This window comes from Anaerococcus sp. AGMB09787 (genome assembly GCF_022808955.1).
In the GTDB taxonomy this organism is placed as follows: Bacteria; Bacillota; Clostridia; order Tissierellales; family Peptoniphilaceae; genus Anaerococcus.
In genome coordinates this window covers 1-15,865 of record NZ_JAKZEY010000001.1, presented here as the reverse complement: position 1 = coordinate 15,865, position 15,865 = coordinate 1, and the positions used below count along the sequence as shown (strand labels likewise).

The following is a 15,865-nucleotide window of genomic DNA, read 5'->3' as shown; positions in this document are numbered from 1 at the left end:
AAAGAATGGAAAAATTAGAATTTGAAAGTGATATGATAAGACTAAAGGACCTCCTTAAGGCTACAAATATTCTCCCATCGGGAGGCCTTGCCAAAAATATTATAAAGGATGAAGGAGTAATCCTAAATGGACAGCCTTGCTTTGTTCCAGGCAAGAAGCTCTACAAGGGAGATGTCCTCGTCTTTGATGATATTGAAATTACAATAGTATAATGTGGATTAAAGATTTAAACTTAGTTAACTTTAGAAATTATTTTTACCAAAGTGTAGAATTTAATGAGGACATAAATATTTTTATAGGAGATAACGCCCAGGGTAAGACCAACCTCTTAGAAAGTGTCTACTACCTAGCCAATGCCACATCCTTTAAGAAGATTAGGGATAGGGATATCATTAGGTTTAAGCAAAGCACTATGAGTCTTGAAGGCACCATAAGAAAGGGGAGGTCCTTTAAGGAAGTTAAGATAGAAGTATCAGATAAGGATAAGAGTATTTCTGTAAATGGAGTAAAGTATGATAGGAACAAAGATCTTAGAGCGCTTTTTAAATTAGTCCTCTTTACTCCAGAAGACCTCTTGATTATAAAGGAAGGACCAAGTCTAAGGCGAGAGTTAATCGATAAGATAATCGAGGGGGTTGACCCATCCTATAAGAAGAACAAGCGAGACTATGATAGACTCCTTTACCAGCGTAATAAGCTCCTTAAGTATCAAAATTCTTCTTATTTTAATGAAGAGCTTGAGGCCTTTGATAAGACCCTCACTAGGCTTGGATATAGGATTTATAAGGCAAGGAATAAGTTTGTTGGCCTTATAGATGGTTTTGCTAGGGACTTTCACCTAGCCCTAAGCTCTGGTAAGGAAGTCCTTGCCCTCACCTACAAGGCTGATATAGAAGCGACTAGCCTAGGAGAATACGAGGAGATTTTTAAAAAGTCTAGGTCAGACGACTTAAAGATCAAGTCAACCCAAAGGGGCATCCAAAAGGATGATATAGAAATTACTATAAATGATAGGCTAGCCAAGAGCTTTGCCTCTCAGGGTCAGCAAAGGAGCGCTATTTTAAATATAAGACTCGCTGAAGTAAAACTAATCAAGGAAGCCACATCGGATGAAGCAGTAATCTTGTTTGATGATGTATTTTCTGAACTTGATGAAAAGAGATCTACATTTTTGCTAGATAACCTAAGGGGCTATCAGACAATAATTACAGCAACCAATACAAAGAGCTTGGAAGATGTAGATAAGTCCAAAATTTCTTATATCAAAAATGGAAGTATCAGAAAGGAATAATATGGAAGATAGAAATTATGATGCCGGAAATATCAAGGTATTGGAGGGCTTGGAGCCTGTTAGACTAAGACCTGGTATGTACATAGGCTCAACCAGTGAAAGAGGTCTCCACCACCTAGTTTACGAGGTGGTAGATAACTCTGTAGATGAGGCCCTAGCCGGTAGATGTGATTATATAAAAGTTACTATATCAGAAGATAATATTGTAACAGTAGAAGATGATGGATCAGGTATTCCTGTCAAAGAACATCCTACAACCCACAAGTCAACCCTAGAAACAGTACTTACAGTCCTCCACGCTGGAGGTAAGTTTGATGATTCAGCCTACCAATATTCTGGAGGCCTCCATGGGGTAGGTGTCAGCGTTGTAAATGCCTTGAGTGAATACCTAGAAGCCATAGTAAAAAGAGATGGCCATATCTATAGGATGACCTTCTCTAGGGGAGAGGTTACTTCAGAGCTTGAAGTCCTAGGAGAAAGTAATGAAACAGGTACAACTATAACCTTTAAGCCAGATGGAGAAATTTTCGATACGACAGTTTTTGATAGGAAGACCTTAGAAAATAGGTTTAGGGAAATGGCCTTCCTCAATAAGGGTGTCGAAATAATCCTCGAAGATAAGAGGGAAGACTTCTTTGAATCCTTCAAGTATGAGGGAGGGGTAAGGGAATTTGTAGAATATTTAAACAGAAACAAGACTCCCCTAACAGAAGATATAGCCCACTTTGAAGGTATGCAAGAAGACATAGATGTAGAAATAAGCTTCCAATATACAGACGGCTATAGTGAAAACATCCTAACCTATGCCAACAATATAAGGACTCCTGAGGGAGGTACCCACCTTTCCGGCTTTAGGTCATCCCTAACAAGGTCTGTAAATGACTATGCTAGAAAGTTTAACCTCCTTAAGGATAACGAAGATAACCTCCAAGGAGAAGACATAAGAGAAGGAATTACAGCTATAATCTCTGTAAAAATCTCTGAACCCCAATTTGAGGGCCAAACCAAGGCCAAACTTGGAAACTCAGAAGTAAGGGGAGCAGTTGATGCCTTCTTTTCCCAAAAAATGTCAGCCTTCCTAGAAGAAAATCCTAAGCCTGCCAAGGCCATAGTAGAAAAGGCTACAGCATCAAGAAGGGCAAGAGAGGCTGCTAGAAAGGCAAGGGACCTTACTAGAAAAAGATCTATCCTAGATTCAACCACCCTACCAGGTAAGCTCGCCGACTGCCAATCAACCGACATAAGTGAAAATGAAATCTTTATAGTCGAAGGTAATTCAGCTGGTGGTAGTGCTAAGGGAGGTAGGGACAATAGGATCCAAGCCATCCTACCTCTTAGAGGAAAGATAATGAATGTAGAAAAGGCCCACCTTGATAGGATTTTAAACTCTGAAGAGATCAAGGCTATGATAACAGCCTTTGGTACAGGAATAGGTAAGGAATTTGACATATCCAAGCTCCGTTATGGCAAGATCATCATCATGACCGATGCCGATGTCGACGGGGCCCATATCAGGACCCTCCTTCTAACCTTCTTCTATAGATATATGAAAGAGCTAATTGATGAGGGTCATGTCTATGTAGCTCAACCACCTCTATATAAGATATCCTATGGCAAACACCAAAGGTATGCTTATAGCGATGAAGAAAGAGATAGGATCATAAAAGACCTCAAAGATGTAAAATACAAGATTAACAGGTATAAGGGTCTTGGTGAGATGAATGCAGACCAACTTTGGGAAACAACCATGGATCCAGATAATAGAGTCTTACTAAGGGTTGTAGAAGATAATGAATCAACCAGCACAGACGATACCTTTGCCCTACTTATGGGTGAGAAGGTCGAACCAAGACGTAACTTTATCCAAGAAAACGCCAAGTACGTATCAAACATTGACGTATAGGAGGCAAAATGACAGAATACAATAATATTATTAATGTAGACCTTGAACAAAAAATGAAGGACTCCTACCTAGAGTATTCTATGAGTGTTATAGTATCAAGGGCCCTACCCGATGTAAGGGATGGGCTAAAACCTGTTCATAGAAGAATCCTCTACGGAATGGAAGGACTGGGTCTTGATCCAGATAAGCCAACTAGAAAGTCAGCCAGGGTAGTAGGTGATGTAATGGGTAAGTACCACCCTCATGGTGACTCTGCTATATACGATGCCCTAGTAAGGCTCGCCCAAGACTTCTCAACCAGGTATCCTTTGGCTACAGGTCAAGGTAACTTCGGTTCAATAGATGGTGACGATCCTGCTGCCATGCGTTATACAGAAGTAAAGATGAGCAAGATCGCCAAGGAGATGCTAAGGGATATTGGAAAAGACACAGTAGACTTTATGCCCAACTTCGATGAAGAGGAAGAAGAACCGGTAGTCCTTCCTTCAAGATTTCCAAACCTCTTGGTAAATGGATCTAACGGTATAGCTGTAGGTATGGCTACTAATATGGCTCCTCATAACCTAGTCGAAGCCATAGATGGCTGTGTAGCCTATATGAAAAATCCTGACATCAGCATTGATGAACTAAACCAAATTATCCCAGGCCCAGACTTTCCAACAGGAGCAAATATTCTAGGTAAGTCAGGCATCAGGGAAGCCTACAGAACTGGCCGTGGCAAGGTTAAAATTCGTGCTGTGGCACAGATTGAACAATACAAGAAAAATAGACAAAGGATAGTAGTCTCAGAGATTCCTTACCAAGTAAATAAGTCAAGACTTATCGAAAAAATTGCCAACCTAGTAAAGGAAAAGAGGATTGAGGGCATATCTGATATTAGAGATGAATCTGATAGGAAGGGCATGAGGATAGTAATTGAAGTCAAGAGAGATTCCAATGCCAATATCCTCCTCAACAACCTCTACAAGTACACCCAACTTGAGACAACCTTTGGTATCATAAACCTAGCCCTAGTAGATGGAGTTCCAAGGGTTCTAAACCTAAAAGAGCTTATAGAATACTATATAGACTTCCAAAAAGAAGTAGTAACCAGAAGGACCAACTTCGACCTATCCAAGGCCCGTGCTAGAAAACACATAGTTGAAGGACTCATAATTGCCATAGATAACATAGATGAAATCATCAAAATTATTAGATCTTCATACGACAATGACGAAATCAAGAAGATCTTCTATGATAGGTTTGACCTAACTGACAAGCAGTCCCAAGCCATCTTAGACATGCAATTAAAGAGGCTATCAGGATTAGAAATCGATAAGCTAAATGCAGAAAATGCTGACCTTGAAGAAAAAATTAGGGGTCTGTTGCAAATCCTTAATTCAGAAGAAACCTTAATCAACCTAATCATAGAGGAGATGGAAGAGATTAAGGAAAAATATGGGGATGACAGACGCACTAAGATTATCCCTGATGAGGGAGAATTCGAAATAGAAGAGCTAATAGAAAAGGAAGATGTCCTCCTAAGCCTAACCAATGATGGCTATATCAAGAGACTTCCTATAGATACCTACAAGGTACAAAATAGGGGAGGCAAGGGTATAGCAGCAGGAAATACCAAGGAAGGCGACTTTATCAAGAAGATCCAAACCACCAACACCCATGAAGACCTCCTCTTCTTTACATCCCTAGGTAAGGTCTACTCCCTAAAGGCCTACGAAATTCCAGAAGGATCTCGTACATCCAGAGGGGTAGCTATAATAAATATCCTTAACCTTGACCAAGGAGAGAGGATTGCGGAGATGATGACCCTATCTGAACTCAAAAAAGATAGTCAAATAGTCCTTGCAACCAAGAATGGTCTTATCAAGAAAACAGACGCCCAAAACTTTACCAACATTAGGAAAAATGGCATCATAGCTATTTCCCTAAATGATAAAGACAGGCTAATATCAGTAAGGCAAATCGACAAGGAAGAAGACCTTATAATATCAACCAAGTGTGGTATGAGCATCCAATTTAGTACCTCTGACATAAGGTCCATGGGAAGGATAGCCCAAGGGGTTAAGTCAATCAACCTCAATGAAGGAGACGAGGTTACCTCAATGAACATCAGGGCAGATGAAACCTACCTCTTAGTAGTTACTGAAAACGGCTTCGGCAAAAAAACTTCCTTGAACAACTTCAAGAGCCAAAACAGGGGTGGTAAGGGAGTCAAATGCCACAAGGTTACAGAAAAAACAGGAAAATTAGTCGATACTTTACCGGTAGACTTAGAAAATGATATAATGATGGTATCATTATCAGGCGATATGATTAGACTTAGCGCCCGTGATATTTCAACAACAGGCAGAAATACCATAGGGGTCAAGCTAAAGAATTTATCATCTGATAAGGATAGGATAATAGCTGTTACCAAGTACACAAACATGGAAGAAGAGGAATGATATGTTTGAAGCAAATCTAGAAAACAACCAAGAACAAATCCTAATAAGACTCAAGGGGGACCTTGATGTCTACTCAGAGGAAGACTTCAGAGACTTTATAGAAAATAACATAAGTCCAGAAAATAAAGACATAGTTATCGATATAGAAGACCTAGACTACCTAGATTCAACAGGCCTGGGTATGTTTATGAAAATCTATAATGACAACAAGGAAAAGGGCAAAAAAGTTAAGATAATAAATCCAAAGGATAATATCAAGAAACTTTTTGAAATAACAGACCTAACAGAAATATTTGAGATGGTGTAAGATGGATAAGATTAGCATACAAGTACCAGCAAATAGCATCTACATCAAATCAATAAGGCTCTTCACATCCTCCCTAGCATCAGATATGGACTTTGATATAGAAAAAATCGAAGACATAAGGGTGGTAATTTCTGAAGCCCTAAACTACAAGCTCAACCAAGAAGACATAAGGATTGACTACTTCCTAGGAGAAGATGAACTAAAAATCGATGTCTATGGTAGGGATAGAGACCTTGATGAGAAGGCCTATGCCATGAGAGATCTAATCCTAAAAGAACTAGCAGATGAATGTATAATATCTGAAGAAAAGATAAGCATAATACTAAGGACTAAGTGATGGCCAAGTCAAAAAAACAAGGCAAGAAGGACTCCGACAATGACAAATTCATGGAGTACTACAAGACCCGTGACAAAAAACTAAGAGATAAGCTCATAGAAGAAAATATGTATATAGTAGATATCCTATCCAATAAGTACCTGGGTAAGGGTATAGAAAAGGATGACCTCTATCAAGTAGCAAGCCTTGGCCTAATCTATGCAGTAGAAAGGTTTGATCCTACCAAGGGCTTTGCCTTCTCATCCTTTGCAACCCCTACTATTATGGGCGAGATCAAAAGATACTTTAGAGACAAGGGCTGGGTTATAAAGGTCCCAAGAAGGGTCCAAAACCTCTACAAAAAAATAAATAATGCAAAGAAAGTCCTTCCCCAAGAACTCCAAAGGACTCCAACCGTAAGGGACATAGCAGACTATTTGGGAGAAGATGAGGAAGACATCCTTGAAGCCATGGAAGCTAGCAAGGTCTACTCACCTCAATCCCTTGATATGAAATACCAGGTTCAAAAGGGAGAAAACTCCGTTGACCTATCCGATATGGTAGGAGAAGAAGACAAGAACTTCGATTCGGTAGAACTCCAAGATATAATCGAAAAATCAAAGGAAAGACTAAATGACCTAGAAAAAGAGATCCTCCAACTACGTTACTATGAGGGCAGAACCCAGGTCGATATAGCAAATACCCTATCTATTAGCCAAATGACAGTATCAAGGATTGAAAAAAAGATCATCCAAAAATTTTCCATAGAGATAGAAAAAATGAAAGAAGATCATCAATAAGGTATGGTAAAACAAAGGAGATTATATGAAAATTAAAAGTACAATCACAGCTCTAGCACTAGCATTAACCCTTAGTGGATGCGCCAACCAAGTAGGAGAAGGGCAAAATATATCTGACCAAACCATAGAAAAAGCTTTGGAATCTAGCGAAATCCTAGAAGTTTCTAAGCAAGAAGCTAAAGAAGATCAAGAAAGTACAGAAACTAAGGAAAATACAGACACTGAAGAAAATAAAGAAGAAAAAGAAATCAAGGAAGAAAATGAAGAAAAGGCAACAGACCTTGACCATGCCAAACTAAGAGATGCCATAGTAGAAATTGGACAATTCGATGAAGCTATCCTAGATAAGCTAAGTGATGAAGACCTAGAAAAATACTATGCAGATGCCAAAAAGGCCAGTGAAGAAACAGGCTATTGGGATATAAAGGACTTTATCTTCCAAGAATTAGCTAAGGACTACAAGGACCTATCCAAGAAATTCCCTCTAGATAGCGTTGAGGTAAAATACTCCTGGCCAAAGAGCGAGGATAAGGTTACAGATAAATTCATAAATGAAAGAAATTACCTAATTAGCCTAGGCTATAACCAAGAAAAGGTAAACGAAATTACTGATAAAAGCTTAGAAGAAGCTTTCAAAAAAGCCTATCAAGAAAAGAAGGATGGCTACTACACTGACTATGCCAATATGGTAGGAAAAGACCTCCTTGGAGAGATTCCTCAAGTAGAAGAAGCAAGTCAAGAAACCCTAACCTTTGGTCAATCCGACAAGGACTACGAAGACTTCAAACAAATGCTAGTAGACCTATACGAATTTGATCCAGACGTAGTAAGCCAAATTCCTAATTCTGACATAGATCTAGCCTACACTAGGGCCCAAAAGAAACTAGAAGAAACAGGCTTTGGTGACATAGGTCTTATAATAAACGAAATTGGAATAATGTATCCAGGATCATCAACCATGTATCCAGGAAACTAATTAAGAAGAGAGCTAAGCCTCTCTTTTTTTGTAAAAACTTGTAGCTGATATTTTATAACAAAGAAAGGAAGAAGCTATGAAAAATAAGTCCATGTCCTTTGGTTGGTATGCCTTGTATGTATCCACACCAACCCTTATATTTTTAATCTCAAGAATATTTATGAAAGGCTTTGACACAGTCTTTACATTCTTGTTTGCTGCTGTAGTTACCCTTAGTTCTGTATCAGCCTACTACCTTACCAACAAGAGCTTTAATAAAATTAGATCTGATAGGATGATAGGAATAACCATCCCCCTAGCTTTTGTCCTTATGGTAGTCCTTGCCATCCTTATAAATATTCTTATCTAAGAAACTTATATCAACTACTATCTAGCTCCAGACTAATCTGGGGCTTTTTGATTGCGAAGATTTCCCTCTCCCACCTTTATAAATCTTTCATTGGTCAAATTTTTAATCCCAATCCTTTTACTTGCTAGCTCCAAGCAAACCCTATGTTTATAATCGTTAATAAAATTTTTTTAAAAATTTCAAAAAAGACTTGCAAAAATAAAAATAGGGATATATAATATCATTGTACTAAGAGATTAATACAAAGATACAAAAAAATACAAATGAAAGGAGTTCCTATGGAATTTGATAATGATAGGCCCATATATCTTCAAATATTGGAAGATTTTAAGTCTAAGATATCAAGTGGCGTATGGGCTCCTGGAGAAAGACTCGATTCTGTTAGACAACTTGCCAAAGACTATGGAGTAAATCCTAATACAGTCCAGAGAGCCCTCCAGGAGCTAGAAAGAGAGGAGCTTGCCAGAAGCAAAAGGACTTCGGGTAGGTTTGTTACAGAAGATGAGGAGCTAATAAGGTCTCTGTCAAATGATTCCTTTGAAATAATATGTAGGGATTTTATAAAAAGTGCCAAAGACCTTAAAATATCAAAAGAGAGGGCCTTGAAAGGAATTGATAATTTATGGAAAGAATGTTAGAGATTAATAATTTAAAAATGACCTACAAGAGAAAACCGGTTCTAGATGGATTAAATCTATCTCTAAAGAAGGGAGAGATAGTAGGACTCTTGGGACCAAATGGTTCGGGCAAGACCACCCTCCTTAGAATACTGGCAGGTCTTGAGAAAAACTATAAGGGAGAGGTAAGGATAGGAGGAGATGAGCCAAATTATATAACCAAGAATAAGGTGTCCTACCAACCTGACCACTTGCCTTCGGATGATTCCTACAATTTAAAGCAAGTAGCTAAGCTATATAGAGAATTTTTTGAAGATTTCTCTAGGGAAAAGTTTGAGAAAATAATAAACGACTTCAAGCTTGATATGGATATGAAACTAAAGAATATGTCCAAGGGCATGAAGGATAAGGTACAAATTGCCCTATCTTTATCTAGGAAGTCTGACCTCTACCTCTTAGATGAGCCTATGAGTGGAATCGACCCTGCAGCTAGAAAAAAGATTATAGATGTTATCATTGATAATTTTGACCATGATGGCCTAATGATAATATCAACCCACCTTATTAGCCAAATCGAAAGGCTCTTAGACAAGGTAGTTTTCCTATCAGATGGAAAAATAATCCTAGAAGAGTCTATAGACGATCTAAGAGAAATCCACAAGATGGGAGTAGAAGAATATTTTGAGGAGGTATTTCAATGATTAAGCTATTAAAACACCAATTAAAGGAAAACTTGAGGGATGCCCTTCCTTGGGTAATCCTATCCTTTCTAGCGACAATTATCTTGAACTTTTTAAATAAGAGTTTTGACTCAAGCTTTTTGCAAATAATCCTAGCCTTTGCTATCTTGGCAATGTTTTTATCCTTTGCCTTATCTATGGTTATGGTCATAATCAATGATTATAAGAGCTTTTATGGACAAAATGCAGCCTTTTATGATGTACTACCTATAAAGTCATCAGGGGTAACTTCATCAAGGATTATAAATATGATGGTAATGAGTCTAATACTAGCAATCTTATTTGTAGTTGAATTCTTTATCTTTATGAGTCTATCATCAGGAGAAGGACCTATAGAAGGACTTAGGAGCTTATTTGCCATCATAAGGGATGGACTTTATGAGCTTAGAATAATGGATATAGGATTGATGGTCTTGATCGTTTTATCATCCTTATTTTCAGGAATAAGTAGAATAACAGCATCTATAACTATAGGAAGTGATAGGACCTTCAAGGACCTTGGTAAATTTGGACCTATCCTAGTCTATATCCTTATTAGCATAGTTCTCTTTATAATCTTTTCCTTCTTTGGTTACAAGGCAATAGAGCTAGGATTTTCTGCCTCAATTACAAGTTCTGAAAGTGCTAATGGCCTTACTGTAGAGATGGCTCAAATGACTGATAATTTTAGGAAGATTATGATTATGGGATCTATCGCAAATATCTTGATTGGATCTATACAAACATTCTTTACCAATTACTTCCATAAGAATAGGTTGAGTGTTCTTTGATAGGAAGACTTATGAGCTTAGTCCTGAAATCAAGAATTGTAATTGAAGATTTTTGATGAGCTAAAACATACGAGAATTAAAAAATACTAGTTGGATAAATATCTGTAAAGTCTTGGTAGGGTGAAATTATTACAAAAAAACAAAAATATGTAACTTTTTTGTTGCAATTTTGCTGAAATTGGTCTATAATAATTTTGAAATGAAAAAAATTCAGATAATAGACTTATAGATTGTAAACATATTGTAATAATAGAGGGGACTAATGAGAAAACTAAACAAGACTATACTACTTGCATCAACTCTCTTCTTATCATCAACTTTAGCACCTATTGAAAAAGTATTTGCTGAAGAAGAAATTAGCAAGAACGAAGAGAATGCCAAGGATTATCTAGAAAATTCAAGCGATGACACTAAGGTTAATGATATAGTAGGTTATTCAACCTATTCCCTAGATGATGAAGTATTTAACCTACAAAATATAGATGAAGAAGATCTAACAGAAAAAGTAAGCGAAGAGGCAGAAGAAAATGAAGAAGAAACTCCTGCCGAGACATTAGAAGCTTCTGAAAAAGAAGATACTCTTACTATCGCAACCTATTCCCTAGAAGATTTTGCTGAGGTAAATTCAGAAGAAAAGATAGATTCAGCATCAGAAGGAGAGCTAGAATCTAGAGAAGCCACTGAAGAAAAATCGATCACAACTTATAGTATGGGTGAAGAAGAATCTTCAGATGTCATCAAATATGCTGATTTTGACTTAGATGCTTATGTAAAAGCCAAAGTCAATAATTATTCTGGATCATATCAAGAAAATGACAAAGAAAATAAAAATAACTTTGAAGAAGAAGTCTATACAAAAGGTATAAATGAAGTAGATGGCAAAAAGTATTACTACGATAGTCAAGGTCAAGTAAAAACAAATATAAAACTAATCAATGAAGATACCTACTATGAGGCAGGAGAAGATGGAGAACTTCAAGTCAAGACAGATAGCTGGGTAAGCTTTAATGGCAAAATTTATAGGACAGATGAGAGCGGAAAAGTCTTAAAGGGCATAAGTAAGGTAGGAGATGACTACTATAACTTTGATAAGGATGGGGCTATTGATACAAGTCTAAAAACTATCAATGACGATCAATTATTTATGACTGATAAGACAGGAAAGATTATAAATCCTAAAAACTACTGGTTTGCCATAGATGGTAAAACCTATAGGACAGGATCTGATGGCAAGATCCTTAAAGGCCTACAAAATGTAAACAACAATAACTATATCTTTGAAAAAGATGGCATAATGCTTCAAAATAGGGAAGTAATGCTAAATGGCAAATATTACAAGGTTAACCAAAAGGGTCTAGCTATAAACCCTAAGAATGCTTGGATAAACTATAAGGGTAACAAATACCACACCAATGAAAATGGCTATATCCAAGAAGGAATTTGGAATATAGACGGTACTCTCTATTACTTTAGTGAAAATGGACTAACAGGAAACAAACAAATAACCCAAAAGGGCATAACCTATAAGGTAGACAAAAATGGAATAGCAAAGCCTGTTGAAAACTCTACAAAGAGCGTTGATAAGGCTATAGAATGGATGTTTACAGCAAGAAATGCAGGTCTAACCTATGATATGAGCTGGCAAGGAAGAACATCAGACTACTCTGCTGATTGCTCTTCTGCTGTTTATAGGTCATTAATCTACGGTGGATTCTTGGAAAAAGGAGCTGCAATAGGAAATACTGAAACCCTATTTAAACTGGGAGCAGAGGGTAAGGTAATGTATCAAATAGACGAATCAGATATAAGATATGGAGATATATTCGTGGCAGGTTACCCTGGAGCATCAGCAGGAGCTGACGGTCACACAGGCTTTATTCTAAATGAACAAGATGATACAATAATCCACATGTCTTATTCACCAAATAGTGTAAGCATAACCCCTAGAAAGGGCTATATGGGAGATGGACGTGGACTACCTGTAAGATACTATAGACTTGTAGGAGGAACTAATAACGAAACTTACAAGTATAAAAAATAAAATTGCTATAGTAAAAAATAATTAACAAAGTTAATTAATCAGAGGTTAGAAATTTCTAGCCTCTGATTAATTTTTAAAATATTTAAATAATCAATTAAGGAAAGTTCGATAAGAAAAATTCTTATTTTGGTATCAACCCTTACTCCTGCATCAGGATTTAGGTTAATACACACAATAATTACAGATCCTTATTAATAATTTCTACTTTATTAGTAGTCAGATCTTTATGTGATCAGCTTATTAATATAGACTTTTTTAATTTGTTCTGTTTGCAGTTGCTACAAGGTCTATTCCTGTTGATGCAATATCTCTTTTTACTATATCTCCTACATTTACAGGTGCCTTTATTTCTACCTCATTTATTTCTTTCATGCATGCAAAAATTTTATCTTTAGGAATTGCTTCTTTGGTTTTCACAGGAACTGAATAATATTTTGAACCTAGAAGTTTTACTGTTGAAGTTAGCATTCTTCTTGGATTTTTAATTTCATTTCTTACATATTTTTCACCCAATTTACAAGAATTTCCACTGATATCTAAAATTTCTCTATTTTCGTCTAAAGTTACTTCTACTTGGCAGCCTAAGGGGCAATTTATGCATGTAAAATTCTTTTTCATATTTCCTCCAATTTAATCTCGATTTCTGAAATTTCAGGATTTAAATCCTCTTTATTTAAATCAATTTTTTCCATTTCGCCTGGAGCTAGGATTTTTTTCTTTCTTTTCTTTATCTCTCTTCCATCAACATAAAGAGCAATTGTCTTTTTTTCATAGACTCCATTTACTCTAAATCTTATAGTTAAATTTTCAGGCATTGTATCATAGTGAAGGTATTGAGGTATAGTATAGGATATTCCTGTACCAGCCTTTACTTCTACCTTTTGACTTTTAGCTTCTTTTAATTGTCCGTTTATATAAGCTGCCGCATTCGTTGCAGCAATTTCAGATTCTTCAGAAACATAGTCGACAAGATCGTGAACATGAAGAACATTACCACAAGCAAATATTCCATCTACTGATGTCATAAGTCTATCAGATACTACAGATCCTTTAGTTTTTCTATCAAGTTTTACTCCAGCAGATTTTGAAAGTTCATTTTCAGGAATCAAGCCTACTGAAAGAAGTAAGGTATCACATTCAAAATATTTTTCACTGCCAGGTATTACTTTCATATTATCGTCTACTTTAGATAAATAAACTCCCTCTAGCCTATCTTTTCCAACTATTTCCGAAACTGTTGTTGAAAAATACAAAGGAATATCATAGTCATTTAGACATTGAACTATATTTCTTTTTAATCCTCCAGAATATGGCATTATTTCTGCCACACATTGAACTTTTGCTCCCTCTAAGGTCATTCTTCTAGCCATTATAAGACCTATATCTCCGGATCCTAAAATTACTACTTTTTTACCTGGCATATAGCCTTCAATATTTACCATTCTTTGAGCAGTTCCTGCACTAAATACTCCTGCAGGACGAGATCCTGGAATATTTAAGGCTCCCCTAGGTCTTTCTCTGCAACCCATAGCGAGTATTATTGCCTTTGGTACTATAGTAAACATACCATTTATTTGATTCATTAGAGTTAATTCTTTATCAGGACTTATGTCTAAGACAATTGTATCCAATAATACATCTATATCTCTTTGTTTTACTTGATCTATAAATCTTTGAGCATACTCAGGTCCTGTCAATTCTTCACCAAATCGATGTAGACCAAATCCGTTATGAATACATTGATTTAATATACCGCCCAAAACCAAATCTCTTTCAACTATTAATATATTTTTTATACCTTCATCATAAGCTTTTACGGCTGCTCCAAGTCCTGCAGGTCCGCCACCTACTATTACTAAGTCATAATTTTTCATACTAAGCTCCTATTTCACCCTTTGTTGCAAATATCTTGATTTTTTGGATCCTTTTGTAACTTCTTCAAAGTCAATACCAAGTTCTCTAGAAAGAATTTCCATTACTCTAGGAAGACAAAATCCCCCTTGACATCTTCCAGCTGTAGCCCTAACTCTTCTTTTAATTCCATCTACACTCCTTGCTCCGAGAGGTCTATTTATAGCATCTATGATTTCACCTTCAGTTACATTTTCACACCTGCAAATTATTCTTCCATACTTAGGATTCTCTTTTATCAAATTTTCATGTTCCTCAAGACTCATTTCTGAAGTTTTAGGTAGCGCTTTTCTATTGGTATCAAAGTTTTCTTTTGATAGTAAGCTTATTTTTTCCTTTACAAGTCCTGCCATGTACTCTCCTATAGCAGGTGCGGAGGTGAGTCCAGGTGATTCTATACCTACACAATCAAAAAATCCCTCTACTGATTCCTGTAAGATAAAATCTCCTCCAACTTCATGAGCTCTATTTCCTGAAAAAGATGTAATTACCATATTAACAGGGACATTTTTTACTGTATCATTTGATTTTTCTATAACTTCTTCCAAGTGCTCTCTAGTAGATTTAGTGTCAGACTTATCATCGATATAATCTGATGTAGGTCCTACAAGTGTATTATCATCTATTGTCGGTGTGATCAAAATTCCCTTGCCTTTATTTGTAGGTAGATTAAACACTACATGATTAACAAATCCTTTTGTTTCTTTATCTAAAAGTAGATATTCTCCTCTTCTAGCTTTTATTGTAAATTTATCGTCAGAAACCATATTATGTAATTGATCAGAATACAAACCTGCACAATTAATTACGGTTTTACTTTGATAAATTTCACCATCTTCAGTTTCTACTAACCAACGATTGTCTTCTTTGCTTATATTAATAACTTTTTTGTTAAATTCAAATTCTACTCCATTCATATTGGCTACTTCTGCAAAAGATATATTCATCAAAAATGGATCTACAATTCCAGCTTCCGCACAATACAAGGCTGCATATACATCCTCTTCTACATTTGGTTCCATAGCAAGTATTTCGTCTTTGTAGATAATTTTCATTCCTTTAACGCCATTTGCTATACCAAAATTGTAAAGCTCCTTTAAACCACCAAAATTTTCTTTATTGTGGCAAAGCACCAATGTTCCTATTTTTTTATAAGGAAAAGATAAAGTTTTGGAAAGTTCTTCCATCATCTGATTTCCCTTTACATTCATTTTTGCTTTCATTGTTCCAGGCTGAGCATCATATCCACCATGACAAATTCCAGAATTTGCCTTACTTGTTTCACAACAAACATCTTCATGTTTTTCTAATAAAAGAAACTTTCCCTCATTTTTTGATAGATAAAAAGCTACTGATGAGCCAGTAACTCCTCCACCAATAATTATAGCGTCGTACATATA

Annotated in this window: 16 protein-coding genes; 13 read left to right on the top strand and 3 right to left on the bottom strand. The window is 36.3% G+C overall.

Annotation, left to right across the window (positions count from 1 at the left end):
- Positions 1 to 5 precede the first annotated feature (5 nt).
- The 13 genes from MUN42_RS00080 to MUN42_RS00020 all read left to right on the top strand — a co-directional run bounded on the left by MUN42_RS00080 (position 6) and on the right by MUN42_RS00020 (position 12,554).
- Entirely contained in the window at positions 6 to 212 is a 207-nt protein-coding gene (locus MUN42_RS00080) for an RNA-binding S4 domain-containing protein (protein ID WP_243342232.1), read from the top strand.
- Positions 212 to 1,291: a DNA replication/repair protein RecF gene (recF, locus tag MUN42_RS00075; protein ID WP_243342231.1), complete on the top strand. Its 1,080-nt coding sequence runs from the start codon at positions 212 to 214 to the stop codon at positions 1,289 to 1,291. Before MUN42_RS00080 ends, recF begins: the two co-directional genes overlap by 1 nt.
- 1 nt (position 1,292) lies before the next feature.
- Positions 1,293 to 3,194: a DNA topoisomerase (ATP-hydrolyzing) subunit B gene (gene gyrB, locus MUN42_RS00070; RefSeq protein ID WP_243342452.1), complete on the top strand. Its 1,902-nt coding sequence runs from the start codon at positions 1,293 to 1,295 to the stop codon at positions 3,192 to 3,194.
- 8 nt (positions 3,195 to 3,202) lie between these two features.
- On the top strand, positions 3,203 to 5,638 hold the full coding sequence (gene gyrA / locus MUN42_RS00065) for a DNA gyrase subunit A (protein ID WP_243342230.1): 2,436 nt from the start codon (positions 3,203 to 3,205) through the stop codon (positions 5,636 to 5,638).
- 1 nt (position 5,639) lies between these two features.
- Positions 5,640 to 5,945, top strand: a complete 306-nt coding sequence (locus tag MUN42_RS00060; RefSeq protein ID WP_243342229.1) for an STAS domain-containing protein — start codon at positions 5,640 to 5,642, stop codon at positions 5,943 to 5,945.
- 1 nt (position 5,946) lies between these two features.
- The gene (locus MUN42_RS00055; protein ID WP_243342228.1) at positions 5,947 to 6,282 is read left to right on the top strand and encodes an anti-sigma regulatory factor; all 336 of its coding nucleotides are present in this window, start codon (positions 5,947 to 5,949) and stop codon (positions 6,280 to 6,282) included.
- Entirely contained in the window at positions 6,282 to 7,061 is a 780-nt protein-coding gene (locus tag MUN42_RS00050) for a SigB/SigF/SigG family RNA polymerase sigma factor (protein ID WP_243342227.1), read from the top strand. The genes MUN42_RS00055 and MUN42_RS00050 overlap by 1 nt, the downstream gene beginning before the upstream one ends.
- A 25-nt stretch (positions 7,062 to 7,086) precedes the next feature.
- Entirely contained in the window at positions 7,087 to 8,037 is a 951-nt protein-coding gene (locus MUN42_RS00045) for a hypothetical protein (RefSeq protein ID WP_243342226.1), read from the top strand.
- Between the two features lie 76 nt (positions 8,038 to 8,113).
- The gene (locus MUN42_RS00040) at positions 8,114 to 8,386 is read left to right on the top strand and encodes a hypothetical protein (RefSeq protein WP_243342225.1); all 273 of its coding nucleotides are present in this window, start codon (positions 8,114 to 8,116) and stop codon (positions 8,384 to 8,386) included.
- A 278-nt stretch (positions 8,387 to 8,664) separates the two neighbouring features.
- Positions 8,665 to 9,024 (top strand): GntR family transcriptional regulator, encoded by a 360-nt coding sequence (locus MUN42_RS00035; RefSeq protein WP_243342224.1) that lies wholly within the window; start codon positions 8,665 to 8,667, stop codon positions 9,022 to 9,024.
- The gene (locus MUN42_RS00030) at positions 9,018 to 9,704 is read left to right on the top strand and encodes an ABC transporter ATP-binding protein (RefSeq protein ID WP_243342451.1); all 687 of its coding nucleotides are present in this window, start codon (positions 9,018 to 9,020) and stop codon (positions 9,702 to 9,704) included. Before MUN42_RS00035 ends, MUN42_RS00030 begins: the two co-directional genes overlap by 7 nt.
- Positions 9,701 to 10,513, top strand: a complete 813-nt coding sequence (locus tag MUN42_RS00025) for a hypothetical protein (protein WP_243342223.1) — start codon at positions 9,701 to 9,703, stop codon at positions 10,511 to 10,513. Before MUN42_RS00030 ends, MUN42_RS00025 begins: the two co-directional genes overlap by 4 nt.
- A 262-nt stretch (positions 10,514 to 10,775) precedes the next feature.
- Positions 10,776 to 12,554 carry a peptidoglycan amidohydrolase family protein gene (locus MUN42_RS00020; protein ID WP_243342222.1) on the top strand — a complete coding sequence of 593 codons (1,779 nt, stop codon included), beginning with the start codon at positions 10,776 to 10,778 and terminating at the stop codon, positions 12,552 to 12,554.
- Positions 12,555 to 12,809: 255 nt separating this feature from the next.
- Here MUN42_RS00020 and MUN42_RS00015 read toward each other — a convergent pair whose 3' ends face one another.
- From MUN42_RS00015 to MUN42_RS00005, 3 genes are read right to left on the bottom strand one after another with little or no spacing between them, the layout of a single operon-like run.
- Positions 12,810 to 13,172: a DUF1667 domain-containing protein gene (locus MUN42_RS00015; protein WP_243342221.1), complete on the bottom strand. Its 363-nt coding sequence runs from the start codon at positions 13,170 to 13,172 to the stop codon at positions 12,810 to 12,812.
- Positions 13,169 to 14,428, bottom strand: a complete 1,260-nt coding sequence (locus tag MUN42_RS00010; RefSeq protein ID WP_243342220.1) for an FAD-dependent oxidoreductase — start codon at positions 14,426 to 14,428, stop codon at positions 13,169 to 13,171. The genes MUN42_RS00015 and MUN42_RS00010 overlap by 4 nt, the downstream gene beginning before the upstream one ends.
- Before the next feature lie 9 nt (positions 14,429 to 14,437).
- A complete protein-coding gene (locus MUN42_RS00005; RefSeq protein WP_243342450.1) occupies positions 14,438 to 15,862 on the bottom strand; it encodes an NAD(P)/FAD-dependent oxidoreductase in 1,425 nt (474 codons plus the stop codon).
- Between the last annotated feature and the right edge of the window lie 3 nt (positions 15,863 to 15,865).

Bases quoted from the DNA above. Each gene is read 5' to 3' on its own strand.
- MUN42_RS00005 (WP_243342450.1), bottom strand. From the start codon at position 15,862: ATGTACGACGCTATAATTATTGGTGGAGGAGTTACTGGCTCATCAGTA.
- MUN42_RS00045 (WP_243342226.1), top strand. From the start codon at position 7,087: ATGAAAATTAAAAGTACAATCACAGCTCTAGCACTAGCATTAACCCTT.
- MUN42_RS00060 (WP_243342229.1), top strand. From the start codon at position 5,640: ATGTTTGAAGCAAATCTAGAAAACAACCAAGAACAAATCCTAATAAGA.
- MUN42_RS00040 (WP_243342225.1), top strand. From the start codon at position 8,114: ATGAAAAATAAGTCCATGTCCTTTGGTTGGTATGCCTTGTATGTATCC.
- MUN42_RS00080 (WP_243342232.1), top strand. From the start codon at position 6: ATGGAAAAATTAGAATTTGAAAGTGATATGATAAGACTAAAGGACCTC.
- MUN42_RS00050 (WP_243342227.1), top strand. From the start codon at position 6,282: ATGGCCAAGTCAAAAAAACAAGGCAAGAAGGACTCCGACAATGACAAA.
- MUN42_RS00010 (WP_243342220.1), bottom strand. From the start codon at position 14,428: ATGAAAAATTATGACTTAGTAATAGTAGGTGGCGGACCTGCAGGACTT.
- MUN42_RS00030 (WP_243342451.1), top strand. From the start codon at position 9,018: ATGTTAGAGATTAATAATTTAAAAATGACCTACAAGAGAAAACCGGTT.
- MUN42_RS00055 (WP_243342228.1), top strand. From the start codon at position 5,947: ATGGATAAGATTAGCATACAAGTACCAGCAAATAGCATCTACATCAAA.
- MUN42_RS00025 (WP_243342223.1), top strand. From the start codon at position 9,701: ATGATTAAGCTATTAAAACACCAATTAAAGGAAAACTTGAGGGATGCC.
- gyrA (WP_243342230.1), top strand. From the start codon at position 3,203: ATGACAGAATACAATAATATTATTAATGTAGACCTTGAACAAAAAATG.
- gyrB (WP_243342452.1), top strand. From the start codon at position 1,293: ATGGAAGATAGAAATTATGATGCCGGAAATATCAAGGTATTGGAGGGC.
- MUN42_RS00035 (WP_243342224.1), top strand. From the start codon at position 8,665: ATGGAATTTGATAATGATAGGCCCATATATCTTCAAATATTGGAAGAT.
- MUN42_RS00015 (WP_243342221.1), bottom strand. From the start codon at position 13,172: ATGAAAAAGAATTTTACATGCATAAATTGCCCCTTAGGCTGCCAAGTA.
- MUN42_RS00020 (WP_243342222.1), top strand. From the start codon at position 10,776: ATGAGAAAACTAAACAAGACTATACTACTTGCATCAACTCTCTTCTTA.
- recF (WP_243342231.1), top strand. From the start codon at position 212: ATGTGGATTAAAGATTTAAACTTAGTTAACTTTAGAAATTATTTTTAC.